Source organism: Nonomuraea sp. NPDC002799, from assembly GCF_053592075.1.
In genome coordinates this window covers 71,997-89,347 of record NZ_JBSFVA010000035.1, presented here as the reverse complement: position 1 = coordinate 89,347, position 17,351 = coordinate 71,997, and the positions used below count along the sequence as shown (strand labels likewise).

Annotated in this window: 6 protein-coding genes; 4 read left to right on the top strand and 2 right to left on the bottom strand. The window is 73.9% G+C overall.

The window, feature by feature from the left end; genetic code table 11:
* Positions 1-42: 42 nt before the first annotated feature.
* Positions 43-1,581 carry a glycosyltransferase family 39 protein gene (locus ACWD0F_RS41365; protein ID WP_449886789.1) on the bottom strand — a complete coding sequence of 513 codons (1,539 nt, stop codon included), beginning with the start codon at positions 1,579-1,581 and terminating at the stop codon, positions 43-45.
* The gene (locus ACWD0F_RS41360) at positions 1,578-3,122 is read right to left on the bottom strand and encodes a 4-hydroxyphenylacetate 3-hydroxylase family protein (protein ID WP_449886786.1); all 1,545 of its coding nucleotides are present in this window, start codon (positions 3,120-3,122) and stop codon (positions 1,578-1,580) included. Before ACWD0F_RS41360 ends, ACWD0F_RS41365 begins: the two co-directional genes overlap by 4 nt.
* A gap of 283 nt (positions 3,123-3,405) precedes the next feature.
* On the opposite strand from ACWD0F_RS41360, the gene sbnA reads away from it, so the two are divergent.
* The 4 genes from sbnA to ACWD0F_RS41340 are packed head-to-tail and all read left to right on the top strand — an operon-like array spanning position 3,406 to position 17,349.
* Positions 3,406-4,416 carry a 2,3-diaminopropionate biosynthesis protein SbnA gene (gene sbnA, locus ACWD0F_RS41355; protein ID WP_449886783.1) on the top strand — a complete coding sequence of 337 codons (1,011 nt, stop codon included), beginning with the start codon at positions 3,406-3,408 and terminating at the stop codon, positions 4,414-4,416.
* Positions 4,410-5,444: a 2,3-diaminopropionate biosynthesis protein SbnB gene (sbnB, locus tag ACWD0F_RS41350; RefSeq protein WP_449886780.1), complete on the top strand. Its 1,035-nt coding sequence runs from the start codon at positions 4,410-4,412 to the stop codon at positions 5,442-5,444. Before sbnA ends, sbnB begins: the two co-directional genes overlap by 7 nt.
* Before the next feature lie 20 nt (positions 5,445-5,464).
* Positions 5,465-5,668 carry an MbtH family protein gene (locus tag ACWD0F_RS41345; RefSeq protein ID WP_449886776.1) on the top strand — a complete coding sequence of 68 codons (204 nt, stop codon included), beginning with the start codon at positions 5,465-5,467 and terminating at the stop codon, positions 5,666-5,668.
* Between the two features lie 11 nt (positions 5,669-5,679).
* Positions 5,680-17,349, top strand: a complete 11,670-nt coding sequence (locus ACWD0F_RS41340; RefSeq protein ID WP_449886773.1) for an amino acid adenylation domain-containing protein — start codon at positions 5,680-5,682, stop codon at positions 17,347-17,349.
* Positions 17,350-17,351: the final 2 nt, after the last annotated feature.

The window sequence follows — 17,351 nt, the reverse complement described above, 5'->3', positions numbered from 1 at the left end:
GGTCGCCGCCCGCCCGCGCTCGACGGGCAGGCGACGGGCCGGTCAGCGCAGGGTCAGACTGCGCAGCTCCGGCCACAACCGGGACCAGGGCAGCCGTGGCCGCTCGCAGATCCACAGCGGCGTACCGATCGCGATGCCCACCCGGCCCCGCACGGTCCCCGCCCTCCTGACCACGCCGAAGTGCCGGCGCAGGTCCTGCTCCGACCCGCCGACGTACAACACCGTGGTCAGCTGATCCGCCGGCCGGCCGAAGTGCCAGTAGCCGCGGTGCGGGCTGTAGGGGCGCGGCAGGCCGCGGGCCGGGCCCATGACCTCCAGCACGCCGGCCTGCCAGTAGAGCTTGGTGACGACGGCGGTGTTCGCGGGCAGCGACCGGTGGACCTGGGCGACCGAGTCGGCGAACTCCGGCCAGCCGAACTGCACCAGCGTGTCGAAGCGCTCGCGCCGATCGTCGACCGACGTCGGCGGCTTGACCTCCGAGGCGGCGTCGATCGGCAACCCCAGCAACGTCAGCGCCGCCGACAGCGCGAACACCGGCCACGTCGGCACCCAGCGCCACCAGCGGGCCGGCCGCCGTTCCTGCAGCTGCACCGCCGCCGCCGCGAACAGCACGGGAAAGATCCCGGTCACGTACGTGAACCGCCCGTTGGCCGCCACCACGGCGACGACCACCACCAGGGCGGCCCACCCCAGGTAACGATGCGGGCGCAGCTCGGGCGAGCGCAGCAGCTTCCACAGGCCGTAACATCCCAGCACCGTCCCGATGACCAGGCCCATCGTGGCCAGCGTCTGCGGCAGGAAGGCCAGGCGGCCGCCCCACATCAGCTCGGTCTCCTCCGACAACACCGCGGTCATCTCCGCCTGCGGCCAGCCGTTGGCCGCCTGCCAGACCAGCCCGGGGACCGTGGCCGCCACCGCGACCGCCGCGCCCGCCCACAGCAGCGGCCGCGTCAGCATCCGCCGCGGCCCGGCCGCCAGCACCCCGGCCGCGATCCCCGCCCAGAAGATCGGGATCAGGAACTTGACCTGCAGCGCCACCGCCGTGGCCACGCCCGCCCACAACAACGGCAGGTCGGCGGCCGGCCCGCGCGCGCCCTCGGCGTGCAGGCGGACCCATCGCGTCACCAGCCACCCGCACAACGTCCACAACACGAGGTTGAACGTGCCGGTGTCCAGCTGCCCGCCATGGTTGAGGAAGGCGATCGCGAACGCCGCCGCCGCCATGACCTGGGCCCGGCCCCGGCCGCCGAGCTCGCGCGCGATGAGCGCGCACACCACCACCCCGGCCGCGACCGCCAGCGCGTCGGGCACGCGCAGCCAGAACAGCGAGCCGGGGACGAGCGTGTCCATGAGGTGCGCCAGCAGCGGCACGAACGGCGGCTGGTCGGCGTAACCCCAGTCGAGGTGGCGGCCGGCCGCGACGAAGTACAGCTCGTCCATGCTGTGGCCGTAGCGGTGGACGGTGAGCAGGAGCAGCGCGGCGACGGCCGCCGCGATGGCGCCCACCGGCCGCCACGCCGCCGGCGGCGGGCCGGTGGGCGCCGGGCCCGCGTCCGCCTTCTCGTCCTCCACGACGCTCACCGGCCGCTCCCCGGGCCGATCAGGTCCGGACGGGTCCAGCCGTCGAGGTCGTACTCGGCCAGGCACTGCTCGGCGAAGCCCTTCAGCGCCTGCGCCTGCCCGCTGGCCTGGTACGCCTGCAGCGTCTGCACGCGGATGCCCTCGTGGTCGCCCGCGTACGAGCGCTCATAGAGCTCGTGCCGCCCGGCGAACTCGGTCCCCACGCAGTCCCAGAGCAGCTTGAGCAGCTTGACCCGGTCCACGGCCTCCATCCCGCGCGAGCCGCGCAGATAACGGTCCAGGTAGGGCCGGACCTCGGGGTTCTTCCAGTCGTCGGCGTGCGAGTTGAGATAGATCAGGCCGCTGCCGAGCGTCTTCAGGATGATCTCCCGCACGCGCGGATAGCCGACGCCCATGAACGTGCGGTACGCCATGGCGAAGTTGAGGTTCGGCTGGACGGCGCCGCCGTGCCAGGGCATCGGTGACCTGGCCATCGCCTCCGACAACCCCCAGAACAGGTCGCGCCAGTTGAGGATCTCGCCCACCTGCGCCTGCACCCCGCGGAAGGTCGAGACGCCGGTCGCCTCGATGCCCTTCAGCACGCACCCGGCGATGAAGTCGAGCTTGACGGCCAGTCGGGCGCAGCCGTGGAAGGTGAACCGCTCCTGCACGCCGGAGCCGGCCGCGAACGAGTTCGCCGCGCCGGCGTCGTACATGAAGACGTTCTCCCAGGGCACGTGCACCCGGTCGAAGACCATGATGGCGTCGTTCTCGTCCATGCGGCTGGACAGCGGGTAGTCGAACGGGCTGCCCTGGGCCGCCGCCGCCCACTCGTAGGAGGAGCGGCAGAGCAGCTTGAGCCCGGGGGCGCTGGTCGGCGTGGTGAACACCAGCCCGAACCTCTTGTCCCTGATGGGCAGGCCGAAGTGGGCGATGAAGTTGGCGTTCGTGAGGGCCGAGCCGGTGGCGACGACCTTCGCGCCGGATACGATCAGGCCGGAGTCGGTCTCCTCCTCGACGTGCACGCACACGTCCGCCGTCCGGTCGGCCGGGCGGTCCCGGTCGACGGGGGGATGGGCGATGGCGTGGTTGAAGTAGAGCACCCGCTCCTGCGCCTCCTTGTACCAGCGCAGCGCGTTGTCGCGGAACGGGCCGTAGAAGTCCGCGTTGGCCTCCAGCGTGCCGAAGAAGCCCGCCTTGTAGTCCGGGGTGCGGCCCATCCAGCCGTAGACGTGCCGCTGCCAGGCCACGATCGCGTCGCGCGCCACCACCAGGTCGGCCGCGGACCGGGCGGTCCTGAAGTAGGGGTGGGTGAATCCGCCGTTTCCCGTGTCGGTGGGCACACGCAGGGTGCCGGCCGCCTCGGGTTCGTGCAACGCGTCGTACAGCCGGGCGATCGAGCGGGCGCTATTGCGGAAAGCGGGGTGGCTGGTAACGTCCGCCACGCGCTCGCCGCCGATATAAACGGCACGCCCGTCGCGCAGTGAATCCAGGTATTCGGCGCCGGTCATCGGCCGGATGTCATTCACCTGTCCGGCGGTGGTGGGGGAAACGGTCGTCATCCTCGGCATTCTCCTTCTGGTCTGCGGAGATCGGCCCTCCGACCTGAGGTTTTCCGCGCCCGTGCGTCCCGCTGGCGGGACATGCCGGTAATTGTTCCCGGGTATTTGTGTTGGCAATTCGGCGAGGGCCGAACTTATCATGCACAAGCAGCGGCCGGGCGGCAATGCGCGGTCGCTGTTGCCGTTTACAGGAGGCGCTGGTTAGAGTGCGACCCGAGTTTCGTGCCGAATGCCTGCGAATAGCGGGCGAACAATGTGCGAGAAGTGCTCAGGAAAGGTTGCGATGTCCGGCGGAGTAGATTATCCGCGAATCGGCGAGGGAATCCTCTCCACCATCGGAGCGACCCCGCTGGTCCGCCTCGATCGCCTCTTCGGCAAGGCGGAGGCCCGCTTCTACGCCAAGCTCGAGGCGGTGAACCCGGGCGGCAGCATGAAGGACCGCTCGGCCATGGGCATGGTGCTCGGCGCACTGGAGCGCGGCGAACTCGTCCCCGGCCGGTCCACCGTCGTCGAGTCCAGCTCCGGCAACCTCGCCATCGGCCTGGCCCAGGTGTGCCTGTGGCACGGGCTGCGCTTCATCTGCGTGGCCGACCCCAAGATGACCTCCCAGAACCTGGCGATCCTGACCGCGTACGGCGCCGAGGTCGACATCGTGCGGGAGCCGGACAACGACATGGGCGACTTCCTGTCGGCCCGGATCCGGCGCGTGCGCGAGCTCATCGAGCACCTGCCCAACGCCTACTGGCCCAACCAGTACGCCAACCCGCTCAACGCCCGCGCCCAGGAGAGCATCATGCGGGAGATCGACGAGCAGCTCCACGGCGAGGTGGACTACCTGTTCGTCGCCACCGGCACCTGCGGCACCATCAACGGCTGCGCCCGCTACATCGCGGGGCGCGGGCTCTCCACGCACATCGTCGCCGTCGACGCCGAGGGCAGCGCGATCTTCGGCGAGCGGACCTGCCGGCGGCTCATCCCCGGCCACGGCGCCGCCTTCCGCTCCGAGCTGTACTACGACGGCATCGCCCACTCCGTGGCGCGGATGACCGACCAGGACTGCGTGGTCGGCTGCCGGCGGCTGGTCGGCGCGGAGGCGATCCTGGGCGGCGGCTCCTCCGGCGCCGTGGTCAGCGCGGCCGCCCAGCGGCTGGCCGGCCTCCCGGCCGGGGCGAACTGCGTCCTGCTCCTGCCGGACCGTGGCGAGCGGTACCTGGACACCATCTACTCCGACTCCTGGGTCGAGGAGAGGTTCGGCGACGTCACCCATCTCTGGAAGGAGCAGATGGCATGTTGATTCTGGGCAGGAGCGACGTGCTCGATGTGCTGGAGGGCGCGGAGGACACCGTCTGCCGCATCGTCGGGCGCACCTACGCCGAGCACGCCCGCGGCCGTACCGTGGTGCCGCACTCGCTCTTCCTGCGCTTCCCCGATCGGCCCCGGGAGCGCATCATCGCGCTGCCCGCCTACGTCGGCGGCGAGCGTCCGGTCGCCGCGCTCAAATGGGTGGCCTCCTTTCCCGGCAACGTCGCCGCCGGCCGCGAGCGGGCCTCGGCCGCCATCCTGCTCAACTCGCTGACCGACGGCCGCTCCGAGGCGCTGCTCGAAGGGGCGGTCATCTCCGCCCGGCGGACCGCCGCCAGTGCCGCCGTGGCCGCCGACGCGCTCACGGCCGGCGCGCCGGCCGGCGTCCGCAGCGGGGTCTCGCTGATCGGCTGCGGGGTCATCGGCTACGAGATCCTCCGGTTCCTCCTGGCCCGGCTGCCAGGACTGCGCGAGATCACCCTGTACGACGTGGACCGCTCGCGCGCCGCCGCCCTCGCCGAGGGTCTCAGCGAGGGTTTCGCCGGGCCGGACGCGCCGAAGGTGACCGTCACCGAGGACGTGCGGGAGGCGATGGCCGCGCACCGTCTGGTCGCCCTCGCCACCACGGCGATCGAGCCGCACCTCGGTACCGAGGCGTGTCTGCCCGGCACGGTCGTCCTGCACGTGTCGCTGCGCGACCTCACCCCCGAGTCGATCCTCGCCGCCCGGAACGTCGTCGACGACACCGACCACGTCTGCCGCGAGGCCACCTCCCTCGACCTGGCCGCGCGGCGGTCCGGCGGACGGGACTTCATCACGGCCGAGCTCGGCGACCTGCTGGCGGGGACCGCCTCGCTGCCTTACTCCGCCACCGAGATCACGGTGTTCTCGCCGTTCGGGCTCGGCGCGCTCGACGCGGCCCTGGCCGCCCACGTCTTGGACGAGGCCGCCGCACGCGGCCTGGGAACGCACGTACCCGGCTTCTTCGCCGACCCGCGCCAGGGCGGCATGACCTTTTGACCCACTGCTGAGGAGATGAGATGTCCACGGAGGAGAAGTTCCTGGTCGTGGTCAACCACGAGGAGCAGTACTCGGTCTGGTTCGCCGACCGGGAGCTGCCCGCAGGGTGGCGGGCCGAGGGTGTCTCGGGGACCCGCCAGGAGTGCCTGGACCACATCGAACGGGTCTGGACTGACATGCGCCCGCTCAGCCTCCGGCTCCGCATGGCCGCCGAGTCCGTCTGAGAGGTCACCCGATGTCTTCGCCGATCCCCGTCCATGAGCAGCCCGTCCATGAGCAGCCCGTCCATGAGCAGCCCGTCCATGAGCAGCCTGTCCATGAGCAGCCTGTCTCTGGCCCGCCTGCTTCTGGCCCGCTCGTCTCCGGGCCGCCTGTAGCCGGCCTGCCTGTAGCCGGCCCGCCGGTCTCCGGCCTGCTCGTCTGCGAGTTGATCGCGGAGCGGGCGGCTCGGAGTCCGCAGGCCGTGGCGGTCGAGTGCGGATCGCGGTCGCTCACGTACGCCGAGCTCATGGACCTCGCGGGCGCCCTCGCGGAGCGCCTGCGCGCAGAGGGCGTCCGGCGCGCCGAACCGGTGGCCGTGGTGCTGCCGCGCGGGGTGGAGCTCGTGGCCGCGCTCATCGGCGTCCACCTGGCCGGGGCCGCCTACCTCCCGCTCGACCCGGAGCACCCGGGGGAGCGGCTGGCGTACATGCTGGCGGACTCGGGCACACGGGTGCTGATCACGACGGCCACCACTCCCGCCCCGCCCACGGAGGCGACCGCCGTGCGGTCCGTCGTCCAGATGGAGGACCTCGGCGAGCCTGCCGGCCGCATGGAGGACCTCGGCGAACCTGCCGGCCGCGCGGAGGACCTCGGTGAGCCCGCCGGCAGCGCGGATGGTCCGGGCCCGGTGCACCCGGATGATCCGGCCTACCTCATCTACACCTCGGGCTCGACCGGGCGGCCCAAGGGCGTGCTGGTGACGCAGCGCGCCCTCGCCAACTTCGTGTGCTCCATGAGCGAGCGCCCCGGCCTCGCCCCGGGGACCGCGTTCCCCGCGCTGACCACCGTGGCGTTCGACATCGCCGCACTGGAGCTCTTTTTGCCGCTGGTCGTCGGCGGCCGGGTGGTGATGGCCGGGCCCGCCGACGCCCGCGACCCGGACCGGCTGATGGCCCTGCTCGCCCGCATCGCCGCGACGGTCATGCAGGCGACTCCGGCCACCTGGCGGCTGCTCCTCGACGCCGGCTGGACCCCGCCGCCGGGCTTCACCGCCCTGTGCGGCGGCGAACGCCTGCCGCCCGAACTGGCCCGCCGCCTCTGCGCGATCGGCACGCGCCTTTGGGACCTGTACGGCCCCACCGAGACCACGATCTGGTCGTCCGTCGCACGCCTGGAGGACGGCCGGGTACACGACTTCGCGCCCGTCGCCGACACCACGCTGCACGTTCTCGACGCCCACCTGCGGCCCACCCCGGACGGGGAGCTCTACATCGGTGGCGACGGCGTGGCGCTCGGTTACCACGCCCGCACATCCCTGACCGCAGACCGCTTCATCCCCGACCCCTTCGCCGCGTCACCCGGGACCCGCCTCTACCGCACCGGCGACCTCGCCACCCGGCACCCGGACGGGAGGATCGAGATCCGCGGCCGCGCCGACGACCAGATCAAGATCCGCGGCCACCGCATCGAGCCCGGCGAGATCGAGGGAGTGCTCGCCACCCACGAAGGCGTGCGCTTCGCGGTCGTCCAGGCAGTTGTCCACACCACCTCCGCCGCCGGCGATGATCCGGATCCGGTCGCTTACGGTCGGTTTGCGGATGTCGTCTCGGCTGGTGGTGATGATCCGCGTCTGGTCGCCTACGTTCAGCCTGCGGACGCCGCCGCGCCGCCCGCGCCCGGTGAGCTCTACGACCACTGCGCGCGCGTCCTGCCGTCCTACCTCGTGCCCGCAGACTTCATCGTCGTCGCCGTGTTTCCTCTGACCCCCAACGGCAAGATCGACCGCGCCGCCCTGCGCGCGCTGCCGCCCTCGGCGCCGACCGGGGGCCGCGCGCCCGAGAGCGCGGCGGAGCAGGCCGTGGCCTGGGCGTTCGCCCGTGAGCTCGGACTCCCGGCCGTGCCCGCGACCGCGGACTTCTTCGTCCTCGGCGGCCATTCGCTGTCCGCCGTGCGGGTGACCGGCGCTCTGAGCGTCGAGTGGCAGGTGGAGCTGCCGGTGGCGGAGCTGTTCGCGGCCCGTACCGTCGAGGCCCTGGCCGCCCGCTTGGAGAAGGCGGGCCACGCCCGTCCGCCGCTGCCGGCGGCGACCGGGACCGGCGCGCCGCCGCTGTCGTTCGAGCAGCGCCGCATGTGGTTCCTCCAGCAGCTCGACCCTGAGGGCACCGCGTACCTGGAGTCGTTCGCCGTCCGGCTGCCCGAGCCCTTCGACCTCGAACGGCTCCGCACCACGCTGACCCGCCTCCTGACCCGCCACGAGACCCTCCGCACCCGCTATGTCACGGGCCCGGACGGCGAGCCCGGGCAAATCGTCGAGCCCGTGGCGGTCGAGCCTGTGGCGGCCGAGCGCGTCATGGTCGAGCCCGTCGTGGCCGAGCCCGCTATGGTGCTCGCCGCCGAGCTGGCCCGTCCCTTCGATCTGTCGTCCGCACCGCCGGTTCGCGTGCGTGTCGTCCGCACAGGGACCGGCGAGCACATCGTGCTGTTCGTCCTGCATCACATCGCCACTGACGACCGCACCCACGACGTGCTGGCCGGGGACCTGCTCGCGGCATACGCGGGTCGCGAGCTCTCGCCGCCGCCGGTCCGGTACGCGGACTATGCGGCCTGGCAGCGCACCCGGCTGACGCGCCCGGCACTGGAGCCGCAGTTGCACTATTGGCACGAGCGCCTCGCCGGCTGCGGTGTCACCGAGCTGCCCGCCGATCATCCGCTCGGTGATGGCCCGCCCGCCGATCGCCCGCTTGCCGATCACCTGCCCACCGATTACCCGCCCGCCGATCACCCGCTCGGTGAGCGGCGGCGTCCCGCTGGGTCGGTTGCCTTTGAGGTTTCGGCGCCGCTGGCCGCTCGCCTCGCACAGGTCGGTAGCCGTCACGCGGCGACGCCGTTCATGACCTCGCTGGCCGGCTTCCTCGGCGTGCTCAGCCGCTACACCGGGCAGGAGGACGTGGCTGTCGGCGTGCCGATCTCCCTCAGGGACCGGCCGGAACTGGACGACGTGGCCGGCCTGTTCGTCAACACCGTCGTGATCCGGGCCGACATGGCCGGGCGTACCTCGTTCACCGGCCTCCTGACGCAGGTCCGCGACGCGGTGGCGGACGCGCGCGCGCACGCCGAGGCGCCGTTCGAGCTGGTCGTCGAAGCTCTAGCGGCGCACCGGGGCCCGGCGCGGAACCCGCTGTTCTCCGTGATGTTCGTCTGGCACGAGGAGTCGCCGCACCTGGCCGACGTGGGCACGCCCGGGCCGGCGGAAGCCAAGTTCGACCTCACCTGCCACCTGACGCGCCGCACCGACGGCACCTTGTCCGGCCGCATCGAGTACGCGGCCCACCGCTACGCCCAGACGTCCGCGACCGGTCTCGCCGACGGTTTCGTCCGCCTGCTGGAGGCTGCCGCCACGGCCCCGGAGACCCCGGTCCGCCGCCTCCCCCTGCTCCCCTCGCCGACGCCGACGATCGGCAGTCCGGGGACGGGGACGGGGAGGCGGCAGCTGGAGCAGTTGAGGCCCGCGGACCTCGTACCGGACGGCGATCGCGGCACCGTCCTGGATCTGATCGCCCCGCATGCCGCCGGTGACGCGACCGCCGTCCGGGCGGCCGGCCGGGAGGCGGGCGACCTCACCTTCCGCGAGCTGGAGCGGCGGGCCAATCGGCTGGCGCACCGGCTGCGGGACCTGGGGGTCCGGCGCGGCGACCTCGTCGCGGTGTGGTTGCCGAGGACGCCCGACCTGATCGTGGCCCTGCTGGGTGTGCTCAAGGCCGGCGCCGCGTACGTTCCGCTCGATCCGGCGCATCCGGCCGCACGGCTCCGCCAGGCGCTGGCCGACTGCGCGGCACCGCTGCTCATCGCCGCCTCCGCGGCGACACCGCCCCTGCCGGACGGGGTGCGGGTGGTGGCGCTGGGCGGGGCGGTTGAGCGGGTCGCCATCGACGCATGCCCATCGACGGCTCCCGAGGTGGAGCTGAGCCCGGACGACCTGGCGTACGTGGTGTACACCTCGGGCTCCACCGGGCGGCCCAAGGGAGCCATGATCACGCACGGCGGCCTGGCGAACTACACCCGTTGGGCGCGCCGTGACCTGCGGCCCGAGGCAGGGTCCGGCTCGCCGCTGCACACCTCCATCGCCTACGACTTGGCGCTCACCTCGCTCTATCCCACGCTGGCGTCCGGCGCGCCGGTCCGGCTGGTCGATGAGGCCGCGGGCGTGGAGGCGCTCGTGGCGGCGCTGGGCGACGAGCCGTTCGGCACGCTCAAGCTGACCCCCACCCACCTGAGCCTGCTGACCGTGTCGACGCCCCCGGAGGCGCTGGCCCGCGCCGCCCGGTGCCTGGTGATCGGCGGTGAGGAACTGCGCGGGGAGCACCTGGCCGCCTGGGCGGTCCACGCTCCCGGCACGCGGGTCGTGAACAGCTACGGGCCCAGCGAGACCTCCGTCGCCTGCTGCGCGCACGAGGTGGCCGCGGGGGACGCACGGCCCGGACCGGTCCCCATCGGCCGGCCGCTGCCCGGCGTCACCGTGCATGTGCTGGACGAGGCCATGGGACCGGTGCCGCCCGGCGTCGTGGGTGAGATCTACGTGGGTGGTCGCGGGGTGGGGCGCGGCTATCTGGGCGATCCGCTGCTGACCGCGGACCGGTTCGTGCCCGATCCGTTCGCCGGAGAGCCGGGGGCGCGGCTGTATCGAACGGGGGATCTCGCCCGGATCGGGGCGAACGGCCTGCTGGTCTTCCGGGGCCGTGCGGACCAGCAGGTCAAGATCAACGGGTACCGGGCCGAGCCGGGGGAGGTCGAGGCGGTGCTGGCCGGGCATCCGGCGGTGCGCGCCGCCGCCGTCGTACTCGACCGGTCCGATCCCGGCAACCCGCGACTGGCCGCGCACGTCGTCCTCGCCGATCCCGGCAACCCGCGACTGGCCGCGCGCGTCGTCACCGCCGGCACCGGCGAGCGCCTCGCCGAGGTGCGGGAGTACGCGGCCGACCGGCTGCCCGCCCACCTGGTGCCCACGCTCTGGGGGACGCTCGGCGCGTTGCCGCTGCTCGGCAACGGCAAGGTGGACCGGCGCGCGCTGCCCCGCCTCGCCCCGCCGGAGGTGAACGCGACCGGCTACGTCGCGCCCGCCACCCCGGCCGAGCGGATGATCGCCGAGGTGTGGGCCGAGGTGCTCGGAGTGGAGCGCGTGGGCCTGCTGGACGACTTCTTCACGCTCGGCGGCCAGTCCATCCTGGCCACCCGGGCGGTGGCCAGGCTGCGCGGACGGTTCCCGCAGCCGCTCACGGTGCGGGACCTGTTCGCCGCTCCGACGGTGTCCGCCCTCGCCGAACTGGCCGCCGCGCGCGCCGCCGTACCCATGCCCGTCCTCCCCGCACCCGCCCTCATCACTCCGGCGGACCGCTCCCGCCCCCTGCCCTTGTCGTTCGCCCAGCGGGGCCTGTGGGTGCTGGACCGGCTGCGGCCCGGGAGTACGGACTATCTCGTCGCGGTGGCGCTGCGGTTACGGGGCCCGCTGGACGCCGACGCGCTCGGACGGGCGTTCGCCCAGGTGGTGGGGCGGCACGAGATCCTGCGCACCCGCTATGTCCCGGATCAGGACGGCGAGCCCGTGCAGGTCGTGGATCCGCCGCCGCAACCGTTCCCCACCGTCGAGAGCGGCGACCCGCGGGCGGTGCTCGATGCGGAGCTGGCGACCCCGGCCGACCTGGAGCGCGGCCCCGTGCTGCGGGCCAGGCTGGTACGTGTCGCGCCCGACGAGCACGTGCTCGTCCTCGTCACCCACCACATCGCCACGGACGGCTGGTCGAGCGGGATCATCGCCGCCGACCTGGCCGCCGCCTACGCGGGTGCGGAACTCCCCGCGCCGCGCGTCCAGTACGCGGACTTCGCCGCCTGGCAGCGCGGACAGCTCACCGAACCGGTGCTGCACGCGTCCCTGGAGTACTGGCGTGCGCGCCTGGCCGGACTGGAGCCGGCCGAGCTGCCGGCGGACCGGCCGCGACCGGCGATCAACGACCATCGGGGCGCGGTCGTGCGGTTCGAGGTGCCGCCCGCGCTGGCCGGCCGGCTCGCGCGGGTGGGGGAGCGGGCGCGGGTCACGCCGTTCATGACGTACCTGGCCGGCTTCCTGGCGCTCGTGGCCCGGTACACGGGCCGGGACGACGTGGCGGTCGGAGTGCCGCTGTCCGGGCGCGACCAGCCCGGCACCGAGGACCTCGTCGGCTACTTCGTCAACACCGTCGTCATGCGGGCCGACCTGAGCGGCGACCCGTCGTTCGGCAGCCTGCTCGAACGGGTGCGTGAGGTCGCCACCCAGGCGTACGAGCATGCCGGGCTGCCGTTCGAGCGGCTGGTCGAGGAGCTGGCGCCGGAGCGGCGGCTGTCCGGGCACCCGCTGTTCCAGCTCCTGTTCGCCTTCCGCGAAGAGGGGGAGGAGCGCTACGACCTGCGGGGGCTGGACGTCTCCGCCGAGCCGCTGCCGTCGCGCACCGCCAAGTTCGACCTGACGCTGGAGCTGACGCGACGGGCCGACGGCGGCCTGAACGCGGAGATCGAGTACGCCACCGCCCTGTACGACCAGGACACCGTGGAGCGACTCGGACGCCACTACCTCGGGCTGCTGGAGTCCGCCACGGACCCGGCCACCACGCTGAGCGACCTGAAGCTCCTCGCCGAACGGGAGCTGCACGCGCTCACCACCGGCGCGAACGGGCCCGTCGTCACCCGACCCGAGGCCGGGCTGCCTGAGCTGATCGCCCGCCAGGCCGCGTCGGCCCCGGAGCACGTCGCGGTGGAGTGCGGGGGAGAGGTGCTCCGCTACCGGGAGCTGGACGAGCAGGCCAACCGGCTGGCGCACCACCTGCGCGACCTCGGCGTACGCCGTGACGACGTCGTCGGTGTCTGCCTGCCGCGCCGGCCCGGCCTGGTCGTCACCCTGCTCGCCGTGCTGCGCGCGGGCGCCGCCTACCTGCCGCTCGACGCCTCCCATCCGGCCGAACGACTGGCTTGGACGCTGCGGGACTCCGCCGCGAAGCTGGTCATCGTCGAAGGCGCGGGGGAGCCGGGGCCGGGGCACGGCGTGCCCGTGCTGGCCCTGTCGGCCGCGTGTACCGCCGCCGCGATCCAGCCCGGAGACCGCGCGCCCGCCGCCACCGACCCGGACGGCCTGGCGTACGTCATCTACACCTCCGGGTCCACGGGCAGGCCCAAGGGCGTGGGGGTCACGCATCGCGGGATCCGCAACCGGGTGTTGTGGACCGTGCGCCGGCACGCCCTCGGCTCCGCCGACCGGCTGCTGCAGAAGACCTCCCTCACCTTCGACGCCTCCGTGTGGGAGTTCCTGGGTCCGCTGGTGTCCGGCGGCACGGTGGTGCTGCCGCCGGACGGCACCGAGCGCGACCCGGGGCTCATGGTCGAGGCGCTGGTGGCCGGGCGGATCACGGTGCTGCAGGGCGTGCCGTCGTTCCTGCGGACGCTGGCCGACCAGCGCGGGCTCGAACGGTGTGCGTCCCTGCGCCTCCTGTTCTCCGCAGGCGAGCCGCTGCCCGTGGAGCTGGCCGACCGGCTGGCCGCCCGCCTGACCACCGCCGTGGTCAACACCTATGGGCCGACCGAGTGCTCGATCGACGTGACGGCGTGGGCGCACACACCAGGCGGTGACCCCGGCGTCGTCCCGATCGGCAGGCCGCTGGACAACACGCGGGCCGTCGTGTGCGCGCCGGACGGGCGGCCGGCGCCCTTCGGGGTGCCGGGCGAGCTGCACGTCGCCGGGGACGGGCTGGCCAGAGGCTATCTGGGCAGGGCCGGGCTGACGGCGGACCGGTTCGTGCCCGACCCGTACGGGCCGCCCGGGTCCCGCGCCTACCGGACCGGCGACATGGTGCGGCGCGGGCCGGACGGGGTGCTGACGTTCGTGGGGCGGGCCGACCACCAGGTCAAGATCCGCGGCGTCCGGGTCGAGCTGGGTGAGGTGGAGACCGTGCTCGGCCGGCATCCCGGCCTCGCCGCCGCCGTCGTGGCGGCCCGCCCGGGACCGGACGGCCAGCCCCGCCTCATCGGGTACGTGGTACCGCGCGAGGATGTCCCCGGGCTCCCCATACCGCGCGAAGGCGCCCCCGCGCACCCCACGCCGCGCGCGTTCCTGCTGGAGCGGCTGCCGGAGGCGTTCGTGCCCTCGGCGTTCGTCACCCTGGACCGGTTGCCCCGCACCTCCAGCGGCAAGATCGACCGCGCGGCCCTGCCCGACCCCGGCGGCGTCCGCGCGGGCGGGACCGTGACGCCGCCGCGCACCCCGCTCGAACGCGCCGTCACCGCGACCATGGCCGAGGTGCTGGGGCTCGACGCCGTGGGCCGGAGCGACGACTTCTTCGAGCTCGGCGGCCACTCGCTGCTGGCGATCAGGATCGCCGGCCGGCTGGGCGCCGCGCACGGCGTGGACCTGCCGGTACGGGCCGTCTTCGAGGACCGCACGGCCGCGGCGCTGGCCGCCAGGATCGGCACGCTCGACGGGCGGCAGAGCGGCCGGATCGCCCGGCGGGCGGACGACGCGGGTCCCGGCCCGCTCTCCTACGCCCAGCAACGGCTCTGGTTCCTGGACCTGCTCGACCCGGGCAGCTCCCGATACCACCTGACGTGGGCGTACCGTCTGACCGGCCGTCTCGACGTGGCGGCGCTGGAAGGCGCGCTGACCGAGCTGTTCGCCCGTCACGGCGCGCTCCGGACCCGCTACGTGACCGGCCCCGGAGGGGAGCCCGCGCAGGTCGTCGACCCGCCGGGGGCGGTTCCGCTGCCGGTCGCCGACCTGGGTGGCCGGGAGTTGCCCGCGCTCGTCAGGGAGCTCGCCGACCGGCCGTTCGACCTGCGTCACGACGGCCCGGCCCGGCCGCACCTGATCAGGGTCGGCCCGGACGACCACGTGTTCCTGCTGGCCATGCACCACATCGCGGGCGACGCCTGGTCCGAGGAGATCCTGGCCCGCGAGCTCACCGAGCTGTACGGGGCACGGGTGGCGGGCCGGCCGGCGGCGCTCGGCCCGCCACCGCTGCAGTACGCCGACTACGCGGCGTGGCAGCGTTCGCACCTCACCGGCGACCTCGTGGCCGCCCGGCTGGCCCACTGGCGCGAGCGGCTGGCCGGGCTGCCCCCGCTGAGCCTGCCCACCGACCGGCCGCGCCCGCTGACCAGGGACGACCGGGGCGCGGCGATCGGTTTCCGCCTCCCGGCCGAGATCGCGCGGCCGCTGGTGGAGCTGGGCAGGCGGCGCGGGGCGACCGCGTTCATGACGTTCCTGAGCGTGTTCGGCGCCCTGCTCGGCCGCTACGCGGGCACGGACGACCTGGCCATCGGCATTCCGGTGGCCGACCGGAACCGCCCCGAACTGGAGGACGTCGTCGGCTTCTTCGTCAACACCGTCGTCGTCCGCGTCGACCGGGCCGGGGACCCGGCGATGGAGCAGTTGATCGACCGGGTGCGGGCGGAGGTGCTCGACGGGCTCGGGCATGAGCTGCCCTTCGACCGGCTGGTGGAGGAGCTGGCGCCGCAGCGCGACCCGTCGCGCTCGCCGCTGGTGGATGTGCTGATGGAGGTGCGCGAGACCGTTCCCGAGCGGCCGGCCCTGCCGGGCCTGGAGGCGCGGCGGGTCGCGGCCGCGCGGACCACCGCGAAGTTCGACCTGACGCTCACGCTGGTGGCCGAGCCCGGCGGCGGTTACTCCGGCGAGCTGGAGTACGCCACGTCGCTGTTCGACGAGGCCACGGCCCGGCGGCTGGCCGGGCACTTCCGCACCCTCGCCGCCTCCGCCGCGGCCGGGCCGCACCGTCCGGTCAGCCGGCTGGAGCTCCTGGACGAGGCCGGCCACCGGCTGGTGGACGAGTGGAGCAGGACGGCGGACTGGGGTGACGGGCTGGGCGCCGGTGAGTGCCTGCACGAGGCGTTCGCCGCGCAGGCGGCGCGCACCCCCGGCGCGGTGGCCGTCGTCGCGGACGGCGAGCGCCTCACCTACCGGGAGGTGGCCGAGCGCAGTGAGGCTCTGGCCCGCAGGCTGGTGGCGGGGGGCGTGCGGCCGGAGTCCCCGGTCGCGGTGCACCTGGAGCGGACGCCCTCCGTCGTGGTCGTGCTGCTGGCGGTGCTCCGGGCGGGCGGGGTGTACGTGCCGCTGGGAACGGGACAGCCCGCCGAGCGCCTCGCCCTGATCCTGGCCGACCTCCGGCCGGCGCTGCTGATCACCGAGGAACGCCTCCGGGACCGGCTCGGCGCGGTCGGGGTGCCCGTCCTGGTGGCCGACTCCCCGGAGCCGGCGCCCCCCGCCGCGCTGCCCCCCGGCGACCCGGACCGGCTCGCGTACATGATCTACACGTCCGGCTCGACCGGCCGGCCCAAGGCCGTCATGATCCCGCACAGCGCCTACACCCACCACTGCCGGGTCGCGGCCAGGCACCACGGCCTGCACGCGGGCGACCGCGCCGTGCTGCTGTCGGCGCTCACCTTCGACCTGGCCATGGAGCAACTGGGCGTCATCCTGCTGATCGGCGGCACGCTGGTGATCAGCGACGCCCAGCGGTTCTGGGCGCCGTCGGAGGCCCCCGGCCGCCTGGCGGAGAACGGCGTGACGAACGTGTTCCTCACGCCCGCCTACCTCCGGGAGGTCATGGACGGCGTACGGCACGGCGACCCGAGGCTCAAGGACCTGCGGCTGCTCCAGGTCGGCGGCGAGGCCGTGACCTACGACGCCGCGCGGCGCTGGTACGCGGCCGCCCTGCCGGGCGAGTTCGTCTGCTCCTACGGGCCCACGGAGACCACGATCGTCTCCGTGACCCACCGGGTGACCCCGGAGGAGGCGTCCGCGCGGCCCCCCGAGAGCTACGTCCCCATCGGCCGCCCGGTGCCCGGCACCACGGCGTACGTGCTCGACGACGCGCTCAACCCCGTGCCCCCCGGCGCGACGGGCGAGTTGTGCCTGGGCGGAGCCCGCCTGAGCCGGGGCTACTTCCGCGGGCCGGGCCTGACCGCGGACCGGTTCGTGCCCGACCCGTTCGGCCGGTCGCCCGGCGGGCGGCTCTACCGCACCGGCGACTACGCCAGGCACCGCCCGGACGGGGTCATCGAGTTCCTCGGCCGCATCGACACGCAGGTGAAGGTGCGCGGCTTCCGGATCGAGCTGGGCGAGATCGAGGCCGCGCTGGCGAGCCACCCCGCGATCCAGGCGGCGGCCGTGGCGGTGCGCGAGCCGGCTCCCGGCGATCGCCGCCTGGTGGCGTACGTGGTGCTCCGGGCCGGAGCCGCCTGCTCGCACCAGGACCTGCGCGACCATCTGCGCGCACGGCTGCCCGACTACATGGTGCCCGGCGGCTGGATGACGCTCGCCGAGCTGCCGCTCAACGCGAGCAAGAAGGTCGATCGCCGGGCGCTGCCCGAGCCGGACCCGGCCGCCCTCAGCGTGCCGGGTGCGGAGACCGCCCCGCGCAACCCGGTCGAGCAGGCCATCGCCGAGTCGTGGTCCGCCGTGCTCGGGGTGCCACGGGTGGGCGCCGAGCAGGACTTCTTCAGCCTGGGCGGCCATTCCCTGCTCGCCACCCGCCTGCTCGTCCGGCTGCGCGAGCTGTTCGGCCTGGACATACCGCTGCGCGTGCTGTTCGAGGCCACCACCGTGGCCGCGCAGGCCGGCGCACTGGAGAGACTCGCCGACGCGTCGGCGACCACCACGCAAGGGGAGTGACG